The organism is Parafrankia sp. Ea1.12 (assembly GCF_900465275.1).
Taxonomy (GTDB): Bacteria; Actinomycetota; Actinomycetes; order Frankiales; family Frankiaceae; genus Parafrankia; species Parafrankia soli.
Genome location: NZ_UBIZ01000174.1, coordinates 1 through 20,346, shown reverse-complemented (window position 1 = coordinate 20,346; position 20,346 = coordinate 1). Strand labels below are relative to the sequence as shown.

Below are 20,346 nucleotides of genomic sequence, written 5' to 3'. Positions count from 1 at the left end.
CCACCGGGAGCCTGGCTGCCGCCCGCGGCCGTCGACGTGTCGACGCCGACGGCGAGGGCGACCGCGTAGCCGCTGGAGACGTCGCCGGTCACGGTGCCGAGCTGGCTGGCGGCCGAGTCGTCCCCGAAGACGTTGTCGCTGTCGAGGCTGACCGCCGCCAGGTTGCGCACGGACGCCTCGTAGCCCGACTGGGCGTAGACCTTCTCGGAGACGTCCTGCGGCAGCGCGACCTGCGAGGTGGCGATGGCCTTCGTCGAGTCGGTGATGCTGGCCTGGTCGGGATAGACCTCGAAGTGGATGTGCGGCCAGCGCCCCGTGTAGCACGCCGGGAAGATGCTGGTGAAGCGGACCGTGCCGGCGGAGTCGGCGACCTGGACCCCGCGCAGGTAGTTCTGGTCGGTGACGCCGTCGGAGTACATCGAGTAGCGGCCCTCGCGGTCGCAGTGCCACACGTACACGGCCACCCCGGCGAAGGGCGTGCCGCCGTTCGCGAGGTCGCGAACCGTCAGCGCCAGTGTCATGGGGACGCCCTCGGCGGTGCCGGTCGAGTCGCCGAAGCTGGACCGGATGTCACTGCGGACCACACCGCTCTGCTCGAGGACGTCCGGCCCGTTGGACCCGTCGCCCGGGTAGGGGCCCGCGGTCTCCTCGGGGATCTCCCCGGCCGCCGCGCTCGCTGTCGCGGCCGACGTCCCCGAGGTGGACGTCCCCGAGGCGGCTGAGGCCGTGGATCCGGCGGAGTCCGAGCCGCAGGCCGCCAGGCCGGCCGACGCGGCGCCGAGGCCGAAGAAGGCCAGCATCCGCCGCCGGCTCAGCAGTGTGCCGACGTCGAAGGCGAGGCCCTGGTCGACGATCTCCTCGTCGGGCCGGGCCAGCGGGCGCCCCTCGTACGCCCGCGTCCGGCTGGGACTCCGGTGATCCGCCATGTGCCCTCCATCTGCGATCGGCTGACCTGATGGCTCGATCATGGCGGGCCCGGCGATGCCTACGCTGTGCGTTCCCTGTGCACCACCTGTGCGTGGACGGGCTGGCGGGCCGCGTCAGCGCTCGGCGGGACGCTCGCTGTCGAGGGCGGCGAGCTGGGCGTCCTCGTACCGTCCGCCCGCGGCCGACCCGGCGGGCACCGTCCGGTCGACGTCGGCCAGATCCTGCTCGGACAGGGTGACGGCCACGGCGGCCAGGGCGTCGTCGACGCGGCTGCGGCGGCGCATCCCCACCAGCGGGATGACGTCCGGACCGGCGGCGGCGACCCAGGCGATGGCCAGCTGCGCGACGGAGACGTTGTGGCGCTCGGCGACCGGCCGTAGGCGTTCGACGAGCCCCAGGTTGTGGTCGAGGTTCGCGCCCTGGAAGCGCGGGCTGTGCGCCCGGAAGTCGCCGCTGTGCCCCGACGGGCCGGTGCCGGCGATCAGCCCGCGGGAGAGCACCCCGTACGCGGTGATCGCGATCCCCAGCTCGCGGCAGGTCGCCAGGATCTCGTCCTCGATGCCGCGGGAGAGGACCGAGTACTCGATCTGCAGGTCGCAGATCGGGTGCACGGCCGCCGCCCGCCGGATCGTCTCCGGGCCGACCTCCGACAGGCCGATGTGCCGGACCAGACCGGCCTTGACCTGCTCGGCGATGGCACCGATGGTGTCCTCGACCGGCACGGCGGGGTCGAGCCGGGCCGGCCGGTAGATGTCCACATGGTCGGTGCCCAGGCGCACCAGCGAGTAGGCGAGGAAGTTGCGCAGCGCCGCCGGCCGGGCGTCGAAACCACCCCAGCCGCCGACCGCGTCGCGCAGCGCGCCGAACTTCACGCTCACCGTCACCGCGTCCCGGTCGAGCTGGCGCAGGGCACGGCCGACCAGCAGCTCGTTGTGCCCCATGCCGTAGAAGTCGCCGGTGTCGAGCAGGGTCATCCCCGCGTCGACCGCGGCGAGGATCGTCGCCACGCTCTCGTCGTCGTCGGCCGGCCCGTACATGCCGGACATGCCCATGCAACCGAGCCCGAGCGCACCCACCTCCGGCCCGGTCGCCCCGAGCCGCCTTGTCGTCATCGTCGTCTGCGTCATGGCCGCCAGTCTGCTGCGGCGGGCGACGCCGCGGCAGGGACCGTTCATCGTGGGATCGCCGGTCCCTGGCTCGGCCGCCGGGTGTGGGGAACGCTGGTGGCATGGATCGCTCCGGGCTCGCCGACTTCCTGCGCCGGCGCCGCGCGCAGCTGCAGCCATCGGACGTCGGCCTGCCCCCCGGGGTGCGCCGGCGCACCCCGGGGCTGCGCCGCGACGAGGTGGCCGCGCTCGCCGTCATGTCGACCGACTACTACACCCGCCTCGAGCAGTCCCGCGGGCCGCGGCCGTCCGCGCCGCTGCTGGCCGCGCTGGCCCGGGCGCTGCGCCTGAGCGACGACGAACGCGACCACCTGTTCCACCTCGCGGGCCAGCCGCCCCCACCGCGGACGTCCACCGCCGCGCACGTCTCGCCCGGTCTGCTGTACATCCTCGACCGGCTCACCGACACTCCCGCGTTCGTCGTCTCCGACATCGGCGAGGTCCTGGCGCGCAACCGCATGTCGGTCGCGTTGTCCGGCGACATCTCCGCCCGCCCGGGACGGGCCCGCAACAACACCTGGCTCTGGTTCGCCGAGCCGGACGTCCGGTCGCGGTTCCCGCGCGAGGACTGGGAGCGGCTGTCCCGCACGCACGTCGCGGACCTGCGCGCGACCCACGGCCGGCGCCGCGGCGACGCGGATGTGGAGGATCTCGTGGCCGATCTGCTGGGCCGCAGCGAGGAGTTCGCGCGGCTCTGGGCGGAGCACGAGGTCATGGTGCGCCGCGCCGACCACAAGCGGATCATCCATCCGGCGGTGGGCGCCGTGGACCTGCTGTGCGAGACGCTGACCAGCGACGCGGGCACCCAGACGCTGGTCGTGCTCTACCCGCGACCGGGCAGCCCGGCGCGCGACCAGCTCGACCTGCTGCGGGTCATCGGAACCCAGGACCTGACCACCGGCGAGGTCGCCGGTCGCTGACCACCCCGTCTCATCACACCAGGCGAGTCGTCACACCAGGCGGGCATCGTGTCACTCAAGGTAGTGTCACTCTCGCGTTCGCGCGCCAGCGCCGCCGCCTCGACTCCCGCCCGGCCGAGAGGACGTCCATGAGCACCGAAGTGACGCTGACCGGCCAGGAGCGCTCTGCCGAGCTGGACGTCGACCAGCTCCGACAGCTGGTCGGTCTCGTCGAGCACGACCCGGCCGGCGACCCGTTCCCGGTGTCCGGCTGGGACGCGGTGGTGTGGGTGGTCGGCAACGCCAACCAGGCGGCCCACTACTACCAGTCGGCGTTCGGCATGGACCTCGTCGCCTACTCCGGGCCGGAGACGGGCCAGCCCGATCACTGCTCCTACGTTCTCACCAGCGGCGCGGTGCGGTTCGTGCTCCAAGGGGGAGTGAGCCCGGACAGCCCCCTGCTCGACCACCACCGCCGGCACGGCGACGGCGTCGTCGACATCGCGCTGGAGGTGCCCGACGTCGACCGGTGCATCGCGCACGCCCGTGCCCAGGGTGCGCGGGTGCTCGAGGAGCCGCACGAGCTGCGCGACGAGCACGGCGCCGTGCGTCTCGCCGCCATCGCCGCCTACGGGCGGACGCGGCACACCCTGGTCGACCGGTCGCGCTACTCCGGGTGCTACCTGCCGGGCTACGTCGAGCGCCGCTCCGGGCACGTCCGGCGGCCGGGTGCGCCGCGCAGCCTGTTCCAGGCGCTGGACCACGTCGTGGGCAACGTCGAGCTCGGCGCCATGGACGAGTGGGTGGCGTTCTACAACCGGGTCATGGGCTTCACGAACCTGGCCGAGTTCGTCGGCGGCGACATCGCCACCCGGTACTCGGCGCTGATGAGCAAGGTGGTCGCCAGTGGCAACCACCGGGTCAAGTTCCCGCTCAACGAGCCCGCGCCCGGCCGGCGGAAGTCGCAGATAGCGGAGTACCTGGAGTTCAACGGCGGTCCCGGCGCGCAGCACCTCGCCCTGGCGACCGGTGACATCCTCGCCTCGGTCGACGCGATGCGGGCCGAGGGCGTCGAGTTCCTCGACACTCCCGACACCTACTACGACGACCCCGCGCTGTGGGCCCGCGTCGGCGAGGTGCGGGCACCGGTCGAGGAGCTCCGGCGCCGCCGGATCCTGGTCGACCGCGACGAGGACGGCTACCTCCTGCAGATCTTCACCAGGCCGCTGGGGGACCGTCCGACGGTGTTCTTCGAACTCATCGAGCGGCACGGATCGCTCGGCTTCGGCAAGGGCAACTTCCAGGCCCTCTTCGAGGCGATCGAACGCGAGCAGGAACGGCGGGGAAACCTCTGAGGTGCCGAGGTTCTGCGGAGCAGATGTTCTGAGGAGCCGACGCAAAGGACCCGACGCAAAGGACCCGACGATGCCGTACTACGCCCGGACCGGGGACGTCCCGCCCAAACGGCACACGCAGCACCGCGGCGGCGACGGCGGCCTGTACAGCGAGGAGCTGATGGGATCGGAGGGCTTCTCCGCGGACTCGTCACTGCTGTACCACCGGGAGATCCCGGCGGCGATCAGCGCGGCCCGGCCGTGGGAGCTGCCCGCCCTCGGCACTGTCGCCAACCACCCCCTGCGGCCGCGGCACCTGCGCACCCACACCCTCACCGCGGCCGAGGGATGGCGGAGCCTCGACGTCGTCACCGGGCGGCGGCTGCTCCTGGGCAACGCCGACGTCCGGCTCTGCTACGTCGCCGCCGGCGCGCCTTCACCGCTCTACCGCAACGGCACCGGTGACGAGTGCGTCTACGTCGAGGCCGGCACCGCCCGCGTCGACACCGTGTTCGGCACACTGCCGGCCGGCCCCGGCGACTACGTCGTCGTCCCGTGCGGCACGACGCACCGGTGGACGCCGAGCGGCGACGAGCCGCTGCGCGCCTACATCATCGAGGCGAACAGCCACATCCGCCCGCCGAAGCGCTACCTGTCGGCCTCGGGCCAGTTCCTCGAGCACGCCCCCTACTGCGAACGCGACCTGCGCCGCCCGGCCGGGCCGCTGCTCGAGGAGGGAACGGACGTCGAGGTGTACGTGAAGCACCGCGGGCCCGGGGCCGGGACCGGCGGCGTCGCCGGCACGGTGCTGACCTACCGGACCCACCCGTTCGACGTCGTCGGCTGGGACGGCTGCCTCTACCCGTACCTGTTCAACATCGGCGACTTCGAGCCGATCACCGGCCGGTTGCACCAGCCACCGCCGGTGCACCAGGTCTTCGAGGGCCGTAACTTCGTCGTCTGCAACTTCGTGCCCCGCAAGGTCGACTACCACCCCGACGCGATCCCGACGCCGTACTACCACGCCAACATCGACTCCGACGAAGTGATCTTCTACACCGGCGGTGCCTACGGAGCCCGCCGCGGTTCCGGGATCGGGCCCGGTTCCCTCTCGCTGCATCCCGCCGGGCACACCCACGGCCCGCAGCCCGGGGCGGTGCAGGCGAGCATCGGGGTGGAGTTCGTCGACGAGCTCGCGGTCATGGTCGACACCTTCGCCCCACTCGAGCTCGGCGAGGGCGGCCTCGCCTGCGAGGACCCCGACTACGCCTGGACGTGGGCGGCGAACGCGGCGGCGCGGGGCGGCGCAGGGTGACCGGCCATCCGCCGCCGGGCTTGTTCGCCGGGCTGGTCGACGACGCCGGGCTGTTCCCGCCCGAGGAACTGCCCATGCCCGCCGCCCTCCGCCGGCACCGGCACGACTGCGCGGACCCCACCGGCGTCCTGACCGGCCACTTCCTGTGCGCCGCGTCCCGCCTCGACGAACTCCTCGAAGCGCTCGCCGCCGGTGCGCGCGGGCGTGGAGCCTTTGGCGGGCGTCTCGACGGGACCGCCGCCGAGGGGCGTCTCGCGCTGGGCCTCGTCAGCCCGTTGGAGCCGAGCACGCTCCACACCGCCCTGGCCCGCCTTGAGGGCGACCCGCGCGTCGAGCTGGTCGGGGTCGAGGGGCTGCTGGGTGACCTCGCCGCGCTGGCGGCGGTGCCACCGTCCGTGCCCTGTTTCGTCGAGACGCCGCGCGGGGATCTCGACGCCCTGGCGCGGGTGTCGGCCGCCGGCCACGGGGCCAAGATCCGGTGCGGCGGGGCGCGCGCGGAACAGTTCCCCCCGTCCGCGGAAGTGGCCCGATTCGTGGTCGCCTGCGCGCGCGGCGGCGTGCCGTTCAAGGCGACCGCCGGGCTCCACCACGCGCTGCCCTACCGGGACCGGCGAACCGGCTTCACCCACCACGGGTTCCTCAACCTGGTGCTCGCCACCTGCCGCGCGGTCGACGGCGCCGGCCTCCCGGCGGTCAGCGAGATCCTCGACCGCACGGACGAGGCCGCGCTCGTCGCCGAGGCCCGCGCGGTGCCGCCGGAGCTGGCCCGCGCCGCACGCCGGGCCCTCGTCGCATACGGCTCGTGCCGGACAGACGCACCGGTCGACGACCTGCGCCGACTCGGCCTCGTCAGCTCCGCGGCACCGCCCGGGGCGACGGCGTCGGCCGGGACCGAGGCGTCGGCGTGACGGCCCGCTCGTGGGTGCCGGTACCCAAGGGCTCGGACTTCCCGCTGCAGAACCTCCCCTACGGCGCCTTCTCCGCCGACGGTGGGAGCCCCCGGATCGGCGTCGCCATCGGCGACCACGTGCTGGACCTCGCCGCCGCGCTGGGGGACCCGGTGTTCGCCCGGCCCCGGCTGAACGAGTTCCTCAGCCGGGGCCGGCGCCACTGGACGGCAGTCCGCGCGCGGATCACCGACCTGCTGACCGACCCGGCCCAGAAAGCGGCGGCGCGGCCCAGCCTGATCCCGCGTGACGCGGTCCGGCTGCACCTGCCGGTGGACGTGGCCGACTACGTCGACTTCTACGCCTCCGAGCACCACGCCAGCAACGTCGGACGGATCCTGCGCCCCGGCGGTGATCCGCTGAACCCGAACTGGCGGCACCTGCCTGTCGGCTACCACGGCCGCTCCGGCACGGTCGTCGTCTCCGGAACCGAGATCGTCCGCCCGCGCGGGCAGCGCCGGCCCGCCGACGGCCAGCCGCCGGCGTTCGGCCCGACGACCCGCCTCGACATCGAGGCGGAGGTCGGCTTCGTCGTCGGGACGCCGTCGGCGCTCGGTGAACGGGTCACCCCGGCGGCGTTCGCCGACCACGTGTTCGGCGTGGTGCTGGTGAACGACTGGTCGGCGCGGGACATCCAGGCGTGGGAGTACGTGCCGCTCGGGCCGTTCCTCGGGAAGTCCTTCGCGACGTCGGTCTCGCCCTGGGTCGTCCCGCTCGACGCGCTGGCGGCCGCGCGGTTCCAGCCGCCGCCGCGGGAGCCCGAACCGCTGCCCTACCTGCGGGACAACGGCGCGTGGGGCCTCGACCTGCGGCTGGAGGTGAGCTGGAACGGCTTCGTGGTCAGCCGCCCGCCCTTCGCCGAGATGTACTGGACGCCCGCGCAGCAGCTGGCGCATCTCACCGTCGGCGGCGCGGCGCTGCGCACCGGCGACCTCTTCGCCTCGGGCACCGTCTCCGGCCCGCGCCGCGACGAGTGCGGGTCCTTCCTGGAGCTCACCTGGAACGGCACCGAGCCGCTGCGACTGCCCGACGGCACCGAGCGGACGTTCCTCGAGGACGGCGACACCATCACCATCCGGGCCACCGCCCCCGGCGACAGCGGCGTGCGCATCGGCTTCGGTGAGGTGACGGGAACGATCCGCCCGGCCCGGTGAGCACCCGCCGGCCGGCAGGCACCGGTCCCGTCAGACGAGGGAGCTCGCCTGCCCGGGTCCTGTCGCCGGCGGGACACGGGCCGTTCCGCGAGGGTGTCGAGATGCAGTGCGCGCTGATCGACCCGGCGGACGGCACGACCCATCCGGTGGACGTCACCGTCGACTCCGTCGACGGCGCGAACACGGCGTTCAGTTTCGAGATCGGTGAGCCCGCGGACGCATAGCGGCGCAGACGACTTTCCGGGACGTCCGTCACGGAAAAGCAATCGCTTGACAGCAATATAACCTTTTGGTGATAGTCGAGTTGTGGAACCTGTGATCTGGGCCGCGGTGGGTGACCCGCACCGCCGCCGGGTGCTCGAGCTGCTCCGCGCCGGCCCTCGGCCCGTCAACGAACTGGTCGAACAGCTGGGGCTGAGCCAGCCCGGCGTGTCCAAGCACCTGCGGATCCTGCGTGAGGCCGGGCTCGTCACTGTCCGCCCCGACGGACAGCGCCGGCTCTACCTCCTGGAGCCCGCGCCGCTGCGGGAGCTCGCCCGCTGGCTCGAGCCGTTCCGGGCCCACTGGGACGATCGCCCGGACGCACCGGAACACCACCTTGACACCGCGGCGCCGCTACGGGAGCGGCCTGCCCCGCGATCTCGGCAGGAGGACACCTGGTGAACGCCTCCCGCGGAAGCTATGAAGGGTGGAGGGTCGCGCCGCGGCGCGCTCCGTATCCAACCTCCAAATCATCGCTGATCAGGTCCATGAGTAGCCCATCACGGAAAGCACCGTCCGGCCCGCGCTCATACCTGCGCATGATTCCGGCGGGCAGGAAACCGACCTTCTTGTAGCAGCGGATCGCCCTGTCGTTGGCGGCCGCGGGGTCAATAGTGATTCGATGAGGCGCTGACGCGTTCGGAGGAAGCAGGGCATGCCAGTGGCCCGGTGAGCAGTGGTCAGACGGCCTGGGCGAGTTCGGTGAATGTGGCGGCCAGCCGCAGCTGCGGGTCGGTGTGGGTGGCGAGGTCGTAGTAGCCGCGGCGGATGTTCTGGACCAGAGCGTGTCCGGCGCTGATCGTCTGGACAGAGCGCAGCCGTTTCAGCCCGCGCATCGGCCGCAGCCGGGCCTTCAACCGGCCATGATCAGCCTCAATCCGGTTGTTCCCCCGGACGGTGTCGACATGGCACGCCCCGGGGAGCAGCTCGTCGAGGAGCCTCGGGTAGACAGGTGCTTTGTCGGTGGTGACCTCAACCGGCCGGCGGCCATGAGACAGCGCCTGGGTGAAGAACCGGCGGGCGGCGGCCTGGTCGCGGCGGGTGCTGGCGAGGACGTCGATGACCTGGCCGTGCTGGTCAACGGCCCGGTAGAGGTAGGTCCCCCGGCCGGCGACCTTCACATACGTTTCATCGACGAACCATCTATCGCCCGGCCGGTGCCGGCATGGCCGGGCCGCGTCTACGAGCAGGGGCGTGAACCGCTGCACGCAACAGGTCGACGAAGTTCGCTTTTCCGCCACTTCACCACTGCCCTCGATGACTTTTGCCGATCTTGATGGGTTCCGCCGTCTGGGCCTGGCACGCCCTGTGAAGGGCTCGGGGTCAGGGCGCGGAGCGCAGCTGGCGGACTTCGGCGAGCGCACTGAGGCGGAACACCTCGATGAATCGAAGGAGGGTGTGCAGTTCGTCGTCGTTGAAGGCGGCCAGGTCCTCGCGGGTCCGGGCGGTCAACCCGGAGTAGTAGGCATTGATCCGGTCGAGGCCCTCGTCGGTCGGCTCGATGATGATCCGGCGCCGACTCCGCGGGTCCGGAACCCGGCGCACGCAGCCTGCTGCGGCGAGCCGGTCGATCATGCGTGACGCGGAGCCGGGCGTCAGGCCCACGCGTTCGGCCAGTGCGCCGGCCGTGGTCGGACCGTCCTGCTGCAACGCGTGTAGACAGTGGAAGTCCGTCACGACCACCCCCATCCGGGCGGCGATCAGGCTGTTGAGCTGGATGAGGTGGGTGATCCAGTCCGGTAGCGCTTCGATGACCTGTGCCGTCAGCGACTGGCTGGTGTCCGGGGAGTTCTGTTCGTTCGTGGTCATGGGGCGTAGCCGATCGACCGAGTAGTATTGTGTCGCGCAACGGTTGCGCCACGCAACAGTTGTGTCGCGCGATCCCGATCATACGAGCAGGTAGGTCGTCTGGTCGAACGGCATCTCGCGGATGCCTGCTCCCTCGGCCAGCGCAAATCCGATGTCCCGACGACGGTCTGAGGTGCTCGATGACTGAGCTGCCTGGTCGGCTGCAAGCCACCTTCGTCCCCGCGGAGGACGCGATCGCCTGGTGGGGTGTGGCCGAGCTGGAAGACGCCGTACGTGAACAGGGGCTGCCGGCGGGCCGCCCAGGCGTCTGTCGCCTGGCCGTGGCTGGTCGCGACGGGGTCCGGCCGGCGAACGTGCCCGTACGGTTCGCCGACCTGGATGCCGCCCGGCGCGGGCTCCTGATGCTCGATCCGCGAGCCGAGGTCAGCGCCTCCGTACGAGCGTGGCGCGACGCCGCGCGGCTGCTGGACGGCGACGACCCCGCCAGCGAGGACAAGGCGTTCGGGGCCCTGGGCACGCGGATGCCGCCGGCCGCCCATGCGGTGCTCGACGCCGACGGCACCGCCATCGCCACCGCACCCACGCTGCTGACGCAGTTCCGTCAGGCGGTGGCCACCCGCATCGTGCTGCGTGGCGCGGCCATCACCGCCGAGCTGCGGCCCTACCAGCTGCACGGCGTGGCCTGGCTCAACGCACGGCCCGGTCTCGGGCACGGCGGGATCCTGGCCGACGAGATGGGCCTCGGCAAGACGCTGCAGGCGATCTGCATGCTGGCCACCCGCCGGTCGGACAGGCCGCACCTGGTTATCTGCCCGACCTCACTGATCGGCAACTGGCGGCGCGAGCTGGCGCGGTTCACCCCGACCACCACAGTGATCATCTATCACGGCGGCAGCCGGGCACTGCCGGAGACCTACCCGCCCGGCACCGTCATCATCACCAGCTACCCGGTGCTGCGTAAGGACGAGCCGCTGGCCGGAACGGTCTGGGACGTCGTGGTCCTGGACGAAGCGCAGCAGATCAAGAACCCGGACGCCCTCGCCAGCAGAGCCGCCGCACAGCTGTCCGCCACCGTGCGGATCGCAATGACCGGCACCCCGGTGGAGAACCGGCTCGACGAGCTGTGGTCCATCCTCAACGTGACCAATCCCGGCCTGCTGGGCGCCCGCGGCCGGTTCCGGCAGCGGTTCGTCGCGCCGATCGAGCAACGCCGTTCCGTGACCGCCGCGGCCGCGCTCACCCGGATGGTCACACCACACCTGCTGCGCCGTACCAAGGCCGACGTCGCCGCCGATCTGCCACCCAAGCTGTACTCCACGATCGTCTGCACGATGGCCGACGAGCAGGCCCGGCTCTACCGTGAAGCCGTCGACAAGGCGTTCACCGACGGTCTCGGTGCCGGCATCGAGCGCAGGGGCCGGATACTTGCCCTGCTCACCGCGCTCAAGCAGATCTGCAACCATCCCGCCCAGTACCTGCGGGAGGACACCGCTGCGCTCGGCATGTCCGGCAAGTTCGACCGGGCGACCGAGATGCTGACCGAGGTCGTCGAGCAGGACGACCGCGTGCTCGTGTTCACCCAGTACCGCGCGATGGGTGAGCTGCTCTCGAAGCACCTGGGCACGGCGCTCGGCGTCGGCCCGGTCCCGTTCCTGCACGGCGGCCTCGCCACGGAGCGCCGCGACCAGCTCGTCCACGCGTTCCAGGAGGACGACGACGCACCGCCCGTCCTGCTGTTGAGTCTTCGCGCCGCCGGCTTCGGGCTCAACCTGACCCGCGCGTCCCACGTCATGCACTACGACCGCTGGTGGAACCCGGCCGTGGAGGAGCAGGCCACCGACCGGGCGCACCGGATCGGTCAGTCGCGGACGCTCAACGTCTACACGCTTGTCACCGGCGGCACGATCGAGGACCACATCGTGCAGATGCACGACAACAAACGGGGCGTCGCCGAGATCGTCTCCGGGGACACCCAGGCCGCACTGGCCAGGATGTCCGACGACGACCTCCACGCGGTACTGGATCTCGGCCAGGGGGTGCTCGCATGATGCCACCGGAGTTCGGAGCCACGCCCTGGGGCCGGGCCTGGGTCCGCACCGTCGAGTCGACGTCGATGGCGGGGCCCAACCCGCTGCTGCCCAAAGCGCGCACCCTCGCGCGGAACACCACCACCGTCGTGGCTGCCGGTGTCGGCTACGTCGAAGCCGAGGTCACCGGGTCCGGGCAGGTGTGCCGGGTCCGGATCGATCTGCCGGTCTGGCCCGACGAGACCCGGGCCGAGGCGGGGCGCCTGATTGCCAAGGCCATGGCCGGACACCGTGGGCTGGTCGCCGGAGACCTGCCCGACACCCTCGAGGCGGACCTCACACATCACGCGATCAGCATTGCCGTCCCCCCGGAAGCGCAGCACAGCGACTGCACCTGCCGGGCTCGCAAACGACCATGCGTGCACATCCTCGCCACGATCTACGCGCTGGCCCAACTCGTCGACGAACGCCCAGCGCTGGCGGTCGAGCTGCGATCCACCACCACGAAGGCCACCGTCACCGCGGATCCGGACTGGGTCGCGCTGTCCGACCTCGACCCGGCCGGCTTCTACGGAGACTGACCACGCTGGCGCGGGCGCCCTCGCCGACGGATTCTGTTCGATACAGCCGATCAGTGCCAGTCACACCCTGACCAATCCATCCAAGCAGCCACTACGATATCGACGTCGATGCCGACCCGCGGCTGCGGCTGTCGGCTGTCTTCACCGCCTGTCCCCAGCCCAGTGCCGGCACGGCTGGGTCGCCTCTGCCAGTAGCGGCGTGAAGCGCTGCACGCAACAGGTTGGCGAAGTTCACTTTTTCTCCTGCACTGATTGATCTTCCTCGGTCGTTGCTCGCAGGTCAGTTGGTACGGCGGCTTGGCCGGGCTGGGCCTGGTGGCGCTGCGTGGCGAAAGCTCGCGCGGGGTGCGCGGCGCTCATCTGCGGTCGAGGTCGGTCGTCACGTGCTGGACGGACCACCGGTGGCTGCGCTCTCTCGTGGGCGATCATCACGTGATGATCGCTCGTGTCCGGTGCGGTGTGTGGCGGCGGCCAGGTCGGGCGCGGCGGGAGAACCACAGTCGATCATCCCTGCCGGTCCGCCGGATAGCGCGCTCGGGAATCCGCCGGGTGAATGGCTGCGAACGTGCCGGTAATCCGTTCTTCGGCTTTCTTGTAATGGCTGCGCTTCACCGCGTGAACGGGTATTATGGGTGTTGGTAAGGGTAATTGAATAGGGCGGCCCGGGGCGGTGCTGGTAACACCAATCCCCGGGCCTTGATCCCAATCCTGATCAGAACAGGAGTGGAACCCATGGCCATGATGCCAGATGGGACGATCGGTGATAGCCGGTCCCGGCTGAACCTCGTGTTGCAGGCGCATCCGGCAGAGGATGCGGAGATCCAGCTCCCGAAGAACCCTGATCGGTTCGCGGTGCTGCGGCCGGTGCTGGTGTTGCCGGGTGGTGTGCAGGTGACGGTGGACCCGAACACGCCGTTGGACGTGGCGGGGAAGTGGTGGGACTCGCTGACGGTGGCGGGCACGCTGGCGAGCCTGTGGTATAAGGCGCAGGTCTCGGGGTTCCCGGGTGGTCCTGGTCGGCACCGTCGGGACGGGGGCCAGTGATGGCGGGGACGGTGCGGGCGTTGAGCTTCACTCGGCACACCGGGCCTGGGGACGGGGTGGAACAGCGGGAGGTGTTCGCGGCGGCGTGCGCGGCGCGGGGCTGGACTGCCGGGGGTGCGGTCCGTCAGTACGGCTCGGACCTGCGGGCGTGGTGGGCGGCGCTGCGCTTGGTCCGTTCCGGCCGGTATGACGTGGTCGTGGTCGACACCATGGATCGGCTGGCGAACACCGAACCCGGCAGGCTGGCGGCACTGGAGATGCTGCGCTGCGCGGGGGTACGACTGCTGGTGGCCCGGGACGGTACGGACACCGCCGATCCGGTGGGCGCGGGCCTGGTGGCGTCACTGCTGACCGTGTAACCCCCGACCCCAGCACGAACAACGGCCAGTGACCCGAGTTGGATCACTGGCCGTTGGCGTGTTCGCCGTGCGACGTCCACGCAGCTGCCGGGGCGCGGCGCGTCTGAGCGTGGGCGCTACTCGCCTGGGATGAACGCGGCCGGCGGCGCCCAGCACGAAGAGGAGTAGGACGGTCCTGTCAGCCCCTCCATTTTTTCTCCCTTTCCCCATTGCGCCTTGCCTGACGGGCTGCCTGCCGTGTCAAGGGTCGCCCGAAGGGTGATCGCTTGCGACGGCGTAGCCGCCCTTGATGCGGTAGGTAGGCCGTTAGACCATGTGGCGCCACGGGAAAGGGGAAACAACCGGCGGTCACCTGTGAAACGTCCGCACGGCGGAACGGCGTGTACCCCGCTGGAACCGTTGCCCCACGGTAGCCACGCTGGCATCCTTGATCGTAGGTGCCGCCCGGGATCCCCCCGTTCCCGGGCGGCGCTCTTATACAGCTCGTTTCACAAGGATTGATCGACTGCGGTGAGTCGTCCCAGACGTGTCCTGGCCTGGCCGGTGGATCTCGGCAGCTCACCGGCACCAACCGTGCCGCCGCGCTCGACACCCTCTCATCGGCCACTGATGACCAGCGTCAAGCGCTGGTCTCTCGGCGGTTGCCACTAGATAGGCCGCTGATCGGCCGCCGCGAGGGCCGTCGAGCGAGCAGGGTCGAACGTGAGTCCAGGAGGTAGGTCGACTGACATACTTCTTGGAGATCCCCGTTCCTGCCCGTGCGGGGTGCGGCGGTCCGTGACGCCGGGCTGCTCGGCTCTACCAGGGCCGAGTAGCCGCCGCGCGGGGTGGTCCATCAGCGAGGAAAGGCTGGCCGCATGGGCGTAACGATTGAAACCATTTCGCCGGGGGACGGTAAGAACTTCCCCAAGAAGGGGGACACGGTGGCGATTCACTATGTCGGCACCTTCCTCACTGTCGGGCACGACGACTGGATCGGCGGCGGCAACCCGCAGCCCGGCGATGAGTTCGACTCGTCCCGTGATCGAGGGTCGCCGTTCGTGGTCCCGATCGGTGTCGGCAAGGTGATCAGGGGGTGGGATGAGGGGATCCCCCAGCTGTCGCTCGGCGAGAAGGCGTTTCTCGACATCACATCTGACGACGCGTACGGCCACGACGGCTTTCCGCCCATCATTCCGCCCGACTCCGACCTCCGCTTCGAAGTGGAACTACTCGATATAAAGTCGAGAGGACAACGGCCGCACGGCCGATAGGACTCGGCTCCGGCCGCTCATCAGCCCAGAAGAACGTGTACGCGGAGCAAGGCGGGTATGCCGGCAACCGGACTAGTCGATCCCGCGACGTTCCGACGCGCTGAACGGGCGGCCGGACCGACGCGCCGGTGGGGTGCCGACCGAAGGGAGGCGGGGCCCCGCCGCGCGCGGCGGACCGGACGGGGTCCCGTTCGGCGCGGCGTGTGCGGCGCGCGCGGCTCATCTACGGCGGCGGCCCGAAGGGCCGCCCTTGAACCCGTACAGCATATTGGCGACGATCTTTCAATATCACGTCCCGCTATCAGGTGACTACCGTAGGGTAGGGGCGGTGTTGGCGAGGTGGTCGCGGATGCGGATTCTGATCGTCTCGTGGATCTGTAGGCGCTCGATGTCGTTGATTGGGAAGAAGTCGACGCTGGTGGATTCATCACTGACGGTGAGGGTGCCGCCGGTGATGGTGCAGGCGCAGCAGATGTTGAACTGCTGGCGGACTTCGCCGTTGTCGTAGGCGAAGACGTGCGCGGGGTCGGAGTAGATGCCGACGATGCGGGTGATGGCGACGTCGAAGCCGGTCTCTTCCTTGACCTCGCGGATGACGCAGTCAGCGAAGGTCTCACCGATGTCCATGGTGCCGCCCGGGAGTGCCCAGTTGCCTGAGTCGGCGCGTCGTTGCAGAAGGATGCGTCCGTCCTTGTCGGTGACGACGGCGGATCCTCCGACAACAAGGGAGTTCGCCGCGGGCGCGTTGGGGTCGTGGTAATAGTCGATCCGGCCCATCTCTAGATCTCCTGTTCGCGGTCGGCGGTGGGGCTCTGGGTCGTGGTGGGGGCGGTCCAGATTGCTTCGAACTGGTGGGCGTAGGACTCGAAGATTCCGGCGGGGCCGAGCCGCTTGAGGTGCAGCAACGGATGTTGGAAGCCGTGGAGTCGATAGAGGTACGGGGTGACGAGCATCTGGTCGTCGAAACGGTAGACGGCGTTGTAAAGCGGCAAGCGGTGGTAGCGTAGTTCGACCCCGGGGTTGTCGAGTAGGGGTTCAAAGTGGCGGACGGTGGAGCGGATACGTCCGGATAGCGTGCCGTCGAGTCCTTCGAGGTCGTCGCGGATCGCGGCCTCGGGACAGTAGGGGTCCGCAAGCAGGATTCGGACCTGTAGGCCGCGGGCGCACTTGTCGGTGAGCAATTCCGGAAGGTCAGGGTGCTGTTCGGGAAAGAACAGCATCGCGTATCCGAGCAGGTCGATGCTGGTGGTGGCCCGGTCAAGCATCCGGGACCAGAGCTGAACCGGGGTGTCGGCGCGTCGCGCGTAGGCCGACATGATCTCGGCGGTGGCAGCGGTTCCTGAGGCGTTGGCGATCGCGATCTCTGGCCAGAGGTCCTGTTCGGAGCAGCCGAGTGCGTCGGACGCCTTCCACCGGTGACGTGGGTGGGGAAGGCGTCCCTTCAACCAACGCTGCACTGTCTTGGGATCGACGCCGACGGATCGCGCAAGGGATTCGACCTCCACACCATTTGCTGCCATCGCCACTCGCAGACGCTCGCTTGTTCCCTGAGCCGACATGTTCACACCCTCCTGGTGGGACGTTCCGGACGGCATTCTAGGCGTCCTAAACGTCCCCGATGGGCGGTAGGGGCGTCCCGGCGTGGCGTCGACCCTTGTTCTCACGGTTCTGGTCGGGCTTGGGGTCGTCCCCCCGGCTGGGGCCGCGTAGGTGGGAGGCACGGCGCGTCTCGGGCTGGGGGCCGTAGGAGAGGCGCGGTGGCTCCTTGGTGGTCTCGGGTGGGGCTCCGTCAGGGCCACACACCCCCAGTGCTCCACCCGGGGCTGCCGCTTTCTCTGTCCGAGCTCGTCGTGGGGAGGTGATGCGGGGTGGACGGGTGGATGCGGGAGTGGTCGGCCGGCTTGGACTTTGAGGTGCCGGTGTTCGGCCGGGATCGGCTGGTGTGGCGTCGGGCGTCGGGGGCGGGTGATGCGGCGGTGGAGGTCGCGCCGTTGGCGTTCGCGTCGGCGTCGGTCGGGGTGGGGGTGGTGCTGCGTCAGGCCGGTCAGCCGGATGGTCCGGCGTTGCTGTTCTCGATGGCCGAGTGGCGGGCGTTCCTGGCCGGAGTGGGCGATGGGGAGTTCAACGATTTAACGGATACGGGGAGGTCTGATGAGCAGCAGTGACGATCGTGAGGACGACTGTGAGGAGGAGGACCACGACGCCGGGGAGGAGGAATACGCCTATGACGATGACCCGTGGTGGTACACGCAGGACGGCCAGCGTTCCCACGTCGGCGTGGCCAGTGACCGCTCGGGGGGTGGTCACTCCGCCGGGGGTGTGGGCGCTGGTGGTGCCGGGGGTGCGGGTGGTCGCGCCGTTCGTCGACGCCGCCGATGCGACGCGGTGTGCGCTCGACCTGGGGTTACGCCCCGGCGAGTACATGGCGCTGCCGTTCGTCGGGCTGGGTCGGATCGTCATCTTGTGATGCCGGTGCGGCGGTCGGGGTGGGGCCGGTGAGCGGGCTGGCGGTGGCGGATACGTCGCGCTGGGAGTTCGACGTGGGTGCGTTGCCGGAGCTGCGGATCGGCTACCACGACGGTCTGGTTGTCGGTCTGCTCCCGAAACCACTGCACCCTGACTCTGACGATCAAGAGATGTTGCTGTGCGACGTGTTGGACGTCGACCCGGATGTGATGGTCGGGGCCGGGGTTGGCGTGGTGCAGCTGTCCACGGTGGGCCTGGTGCTGCTGCACCGCCGGGTCACACCGCTGGAACAGTCCCGGGTGGCGTGGGCGGTCGGTACCCGTCTTCGGCGGCAACGCCTGCTGACGGGTGCGAACCCTCGGGTCGTGATGACCGGGGCGCGTCCCCCGGCGGATGTCGTCCCGGCCGGGGTGAGCTTCTCCGGCTACCGGGTACGGCTGCGTGACGACGACGCCGTATCTGAGGTCGAGGTCTGGGAAGTCATGTTCCCGTTCCGGGACCTGATGGCGGAATCCTCTCCAACCTGACGTGACCTGATGTGATCGTCACGAGCTGACGGCCCCGAACCTGTTCCGGCTTCCCCCTCGCCGGTGGTTCGGGGTCGTCGTCGTATTCGCTGGTTTCAGCCGGCCTGGGCCGGTATAGTAGGTGATGGCATTCGAGGGCTCCGGCCCTGCGCCATTGTGATCAATGTTTTGTACGGCAGTACGCCACATTGTCGGGCTGTCCACATGCGAGCCGCCTGGGAGCGGCACGGACCGGGCTCGGGCTGCTGCACCTGGGGTCATGCGTGTTCGCGTGGCCTGTTCCCGTCTCTGTCTGGGGTGGTGCAGGTGTGCCGGTGGCGTGTGCTGTCGTGGTGTCGGGTGTTTCGGGTTCTGAGCGGGTAGGCCGCTGCGGCGGCTGACACTCCCCGGGCTGCCCGTTCCTTTTTCGTGCCGTTGCGGTGCCGGTTTCATGCCGGCTTCGCTGCCTTTCACGTGCCACCCGCGCTGCCAGTTATTGGTCGCTTTTTTTGGGCAGCATTGTGCAGGTGTTTCGGTGTTGGATGGGTGTACGGCGGATGGCCCGTCGGGTGTGTGTCGGCTGTTTCCCGTTCCTGTTTCCGTTCCTGCCGTAACCGTGCGGTGTCCGTGCTGGCCTGTGTTCTTTTCCGGGCCGGCCCGGTGCTGTTCGGGTGAAAGGACGCGGTGAATCCCGTGGACGTGGGCGTGAGCCTGCCCGAAAACCGGCCGGTCGCCGGTGATTGTTCCCGACCGATCCGCCTGACCGGCCATGTTGACCATGTCGATATCGCTACCGGTGAGGTCCGCCGCGCGTTCACCAGCTCGGACCAACCGGGCGGGGTGCTGCATGTGCGGTGCAACAACCGGCGGGCCTCGGTGTGCCCCGCCTGCTCCGCCACCTACAAGCGGGATGCGCGGCGGCTGGTCCTGGCCGGGCTGGCCGGCGGCAAGGGTGTCCCGGACACGGTCACCGGGCATCCGGCCTGGTTCGTCACCCTCACCGCGCCGTCGTTCGGCCCGGTGCACTCCCGTCGTCAGCAGGGCGGGAAGACCGGTCCGGTGCGGGCCTGCCACCCCCGGCGGGGCCTGTGTCCGCATGGCCGTCCGGCGGGCTGCCATGAGCGGCACCGAGCCGAGGATTCCCGGCTCGGCGCGCCGATCTGCGCGGACTGCTACTCGTACGGCCGGACGGTGACCTGGAACGCACTCGTTCCGAAACTGTGGAAGGCCACCCGTGACGCGACCGAATCGGCGGTAGCGGCGGCGGCTGGGCTGACCGTGGCGGGGCTTCGGCGGGCCGCGCGGTTGAGTTTCGTCAAGGTCGCGGAAATGCAGGCACGGGGCGTGGTGCATCTGCATGTGGTGGTGCGGGTCGACGGGCCGGACGGTCCCGACTCGGCTCCTCCGGGGTGGGCGGATGGGGATCTGGTCGCGGACGCTCTGCGGGGCGTTGTCGGGTCGGTGGCGGTGCCGGCTCCCGATCCGGACGCGGTCACCCTCGACGCCACGGCACCCGAGGAGGGCTGGGCGGTCCGCTGGGGTGTGCGGGTCGACATCCGCCGCATCGCGCTCGACGGGCCCACCGACGTCGCGCGGGTCAGTAACTACCTGGCGAAGTACCTGACGAAATCGGTGACGGCCGGTGGGTCGTTGGATCATCCGGTGCGGTCGCTGGCCGGGCTGGGTCGGCTGGTCCTGGCGCCGCATGTGCGCCGCCTGGTCGAGACCTGCTGGCGGCTCGGGCACGATCCGGTGTTCACCGCGGCGTTGGATACGGCGCTCGGCCGGGACTCCGGGGATGTGCCTCGGCTGCTGCGGTGGGCTCACCAGTACGGGTTTGGTGGTCATTGGATCTCGAAAGCCCGCCGGTGGTCCACGACGTTCACCGCGTTGCGCACGGTGCGGCGGGTCTGGTCGCGCACGCTCGGTGCGGCGATGGCGGGCCGGGTGCCGGGGGATGCGTTCGGCCGTCCAGACGGTGATCCGGCCACGGTTGTCCTCGGGGCGTGGACCTATGCCGGGCGTGGTCTGTATGGCGGGGATACCGGCCCTCCCGACTCTGCTGTGCCGGCGGCTGGGTCGGGTGCGGATGTTTGGCTGGCTGGGCTATGAGCACCGTAGGTGCCTTTCAGCCCTCGCTGTTCGATGACACCCCCGACGATGCCGACACCGGCGCCGTAGACGCTGCTCCGGTCGTGGCTGGCCAGCAGGTGAGCACGGAAGGTTCCGCAGATCTTTCGCCTGTCCCGATCGTCGTCCCGGCCGGCACCGAACCTGCCCACGCAACCGGGGTACGGG

22 protein-coding genes and 1 pseudogene are annotated in these 20,346 nt (G+C 70.3%); 16 read left to right on the top strand and 7 right to left on the bottom strand.

Annotation, left to right across the window (positions count from 1 at the left end; genetic code table 11):
- The coding region (locus FMEAI12_RS05255) for an intradiol ring-cleavage dioxygenase (protein ID WP_112105167.1) at nucleotides 1-926 on the bottom strand (926 nt) is incomplete at its 3' end.
- Between the two features lie 114 nt (nucleotides 927-1,040).
- Entirely contained in the window at nucleotides 1,041-2,039 is a 999-nt protein-coding gene (locus FMEAI12_RS05250) for an aldo/keto reductase (RefSeq protein ID WP_112105175.1), read from the bottom strand.
- Nucleotides 2,040-2,155: 116 nt separating this feature from the next.
- On the opposite strand from FMEAI12_RS05250, the gene FMEAI12_RS05245 reads away from it, so the two are divergent.
- From FMEAI12_RS05245 to FMEAI12_RS05215, 7 genes are all read left to right on the top strand, one after another.
- A complete protein-coding gene (locus tag FMEAI12_RS05245) occupies nucleotides 2,156-3,013 on the top strand; it encodes a helix-turn-helix domain-containing protein (RefSeq protein ID WP_112105166.1) in 858 nt (285 codons plus the stop codon).
- A gap of 128 nt (nucleotides 3,014-3,141) precedes the next feature.
- Nucleotides 3,142-4,347: a 4-hydroxyphenylpyruvate dioxygenase gene (gene hppD, locus FMEAI12_RS05240; RefSeq protein WP_112105165.1), complete on the top strand. Its 1,206-nt coding sequence runs from the start codon at nucleotides 3,142-3,144 to the stop codon at nucleotides 4,345-4,347.
- A gap of 70 nt (nucleotides 4,348-4,417) precedes the next feature.
- Nucleotides 4,418-5,641, top strand: a complete 1,224-nt coding sequence (locus tag FMEAI12_RS05235; RefSeq protein WP_112105164.1) for a homogentisate 1,2-dioxygenase — start codon at nucleotides 4,418-4,420, stop codon at nucleotides 5,639-5,641.
- Complete coding sequence (locus FMEAI12_RS05230; protein ID WP_112105174.1) at nucleotides 5,638-6,549, top strand: hypothetical protein; 912 nt, start codon at nucleotides 5,638-5,640, stop codon at nucleotides 6,547-6,549. The genes FMEAI12_RS05235 and FMEAI12_RS05230 overlap by 4 nt, the downstream gene beginning before the upstream one ends.
- Complete coding sequence (gene fahA / locus FMEAI12_RS05225) at nucleotides 6,546-7,742, top strand: fumarylacetoacetase (RefSeq protein WP_112105163.1); 1,197 nt, start codon at nucleotides 6,546-6,548, stop codon at nucleotides 7,740-7,742. The genes FMEAI12_RS05230 and fahA overlap by 4 nt, the downstream gene beginning before the upstream one ends.
- Before the next feature lie 101 nt (nucleotides 7,743-7,843).
- Nucleotides 7,844-7,966: a hypothetical protein gene (locus FMEAI12_RS39185; RefSeq protein WP_255565658.1), complete on the top strand. Its 123-nt coding sequence runs from the start codon at nucleotides 7,844-7,846 to the stop codon at nucleotides 7,964-7,966.
- An 82-nt stretch (nucleotides 7,967-8,048) separates the two neighbouring features.
- Nucleotides 8,049-8,405 (top strand): metalloregulator ArsR/SmtB family transcription factor, encoded by a 357-nt coding sequence (locus tag FMEAI12_RS05215; RefSeq protein WP_200835191.1) that lies wholly within the window; start codon nucleotides 8,049-8,051, stop codon nucleotides 8,403-8,405.
- Nucleotides 8,406-8,421: 16 nt separating this feature from the next.
- On the opposite strand, the pseudogene FMEAI12_RS39715 reads toward FMEAI12_RS05215, so the two are convergent.
- From FMEAI12_RS39715 to FMEAI12_RS05200, 3 genes and pseudogenes are all read right to left on the bottom strand, one after another.
- A pseudogene (locus FMEAI12_RS39715) lies at nucleotides 8,422-8,628 on the bottom strand (GNAT family N-acetyltransferase); the annotation flags it as partial.
- A gap of 55 nt (nucleotides 8,629-8,683) precedes the next feature.
- Nucleotides 8,684-9,262 (bottom strand): IS6 family transposase, encoded by a 579-nt coding sequence (locus tag FMEAI12_RS05205; protein WP_255565659.1) that lies wholly within the window; start codon nucleotides 9,260-9,262, stop codon nucleotides 8,684-8,686.
- Between the two features lie 64 nt (nucleotides 9,263-9,326).
- Entirely contained in the window at nucleotides 9,327-9,812 is a 486-nt protein-coding gene (locus FMEAI12_RS05200) for a MarR family winged helix-turn-helix transcriptional regulator (protein ID WP_112105162.1), read from the bottom strand.
- Nucleotides 9,813-9,991: 179 nt separating this feature from the next.
- Between FMEAI12_RS05200 and FMEAI12_RS05195 the strand changes: the two genes are divergently transcribed.
- From FMEAI12_RS05195 to FMEAI12_RS05175, 5 genes are all read left to right on the top strand, one after another.
- On the top strand, nucleotides 9,992-11,860 hold the full coding sequence (locus FMEAI12_RS05195; protein WP_112105161.1) for a DEAD/DEAH box helicase: 1,869 nt from the start codon (nucleotides 9,992-9,994) through the stop codon (nucleotides 11,858-11,860).
- Nucleotides 11,857-12,420 (top strand): SWIM zinc finger family protein, encoded by a 564-nt coding sequence (locus tag FMEAI12_RS05190; RefSeq protein ID WP_235013718.1) that lies wholly within the window; start codon nucleotides 11,857-11,859, stop codon nucleotides 12,418-12,420. The genes FMEAI12_RS05195 and FMEAI12_RS05190 overlap by 4 nt, the downstream gene beginning before the upstream one ends.
- A gap of 732 nt (nucleotides 12,421-13,152) precedes the next feature.
- Nucleotides 13,153-13,464, top strand: a complete 312-nt coding sequence (locus FMEAI12_RS05185) for an energy transducer TonB (RefSeq protein WP_112105160.1) — start codon at nucleotides 13,153-13,155, stop codon at nucleotides 13,462-13,464.
- An 11-nt stretch (nucleotides 13,465-13,475) separates the two neighbouring features.
- The gene (locus FMEAI12_RS05180; RefSeq protein ID WP_235013720.1) at nucleotides 13,476-13,823 is read left to right on the top strand and encodes a recombinase family protein; all 348 of its coding nucleotides are present in this window, start codon (nucleotides 13,476-13,478) and stop codon (nucleotides 13,821-13,823) included.
- An 857-nt stretch (nucleotides 13,824-14,680) separates the two neighbouring features.
- Nucleotides 14,681-15,076, top strand: a complete 396-nt coding sequence (locus tag FMEAI12_RS05175) for an FKBP-type peptidyl-prolyl cis-trans isomerase (RefSeq protein WP_112105158.1) — start codon at nucleotides 14,681-14,683, stop codon at nucleotides 15,074-15,076.
- A 309-nt stretch (nucleotides 15,077-15,385) separates the two neighbouring features.
- Here FMEAI12_RS05175 and FMEAI12_RS05170 read toward each other — a convergent pair whose 3' ends face one another.
- Nucleotides 15,386-15,853 (bottom strand): NUDIX domain-containing protein, encoded by a 468-nt coding sequence (locus FMEAI12_RS05170; protein ID WP_112105157.1) that lies wholly within the window; start codon nucleotides 15,851-15,853, stop codon nucleotides 15,386-15,388.
- Between the two features lie 2 nt (nucleotides 15,854-15,855).
- Nucleotides 15,856-16,596 (bottom strand): helix-turn-helix transcriptional regulator, encoded by a 741-nt coding sequence (locus FMEAI12_RS05165; protein ID WP_112105171.1) that lies wholly within the window; start codon nucleotides 16,594-16,596, stop codon nucleotides 15,856-15,858.
- Between the two features lie 360 nt (nucleotides 16,597-16,956).
- On the opposite strand from FMEAI12_RS05165, the gene FMEAI12_RS05160 reads away from it, so the two are divergent.
- The 4 genes from FMEAI12_RS05160 to FMEAI12_RS05145 all read left to right on the top strand — a co-directional run bounded on the left by FMEAI12_RS05160 (nucleotide 16,957) and on the right by FMEAI12_RS05145 (nucleotide 20,160).
- On the top strand, nucleotides 16,957-17,241 hold the full coding sequence (locus FMEAI12_RS05160) for a DUF397 domain-containing protein (protein ID WP_112105170.1): 285 nt from the start codon (nucleotides 16,957-16,959) through the stop codon (nucleotides 17,239-17,241).
- Between the two features lie 134 nt (nucleotides 17,242-17,375).
- On the top strand, nucleotides 17,376-17,543 hold the full coding sequence (locus tag FMEAI12_RS05155; protein WP_235013716.1) for a hypothetical protein: 168 nt from the start codon (nucleotides 17,376-17,378) through the stop codon (nucleotides 17,541-17,543).
- 28 nt (nucleotides 17,544-17,571) lie between these two features.
- Nucleotides 17,572-18,069, top strand: coding sequence for a hypothetical protein (locus tag FMEAI12_RS05150; RefSeq protein ID WP_235013715.1), 498 nt, complete (start codon nucleotides 17,572-17,574; stop codon nucleotides 18,067-18,069).
- A 663-nt stretch (nucleotides 18,070-18,732) separates the two neighbouring features.
- Nucleotides 18,733-20,160 (top strand): replication initiator, encoded by a 1,428-nt coding sequence (locus FMEAI12_RS05145; protein WP_112105156.1) that lies wholly within the window; start codon nucleotides 18,733-18,735, stop codon nucleotides 20,158-20,160.
- The last annotated feature ends 186 nt before the right edge of the window (nucleotides 20,161-20,346 follow it).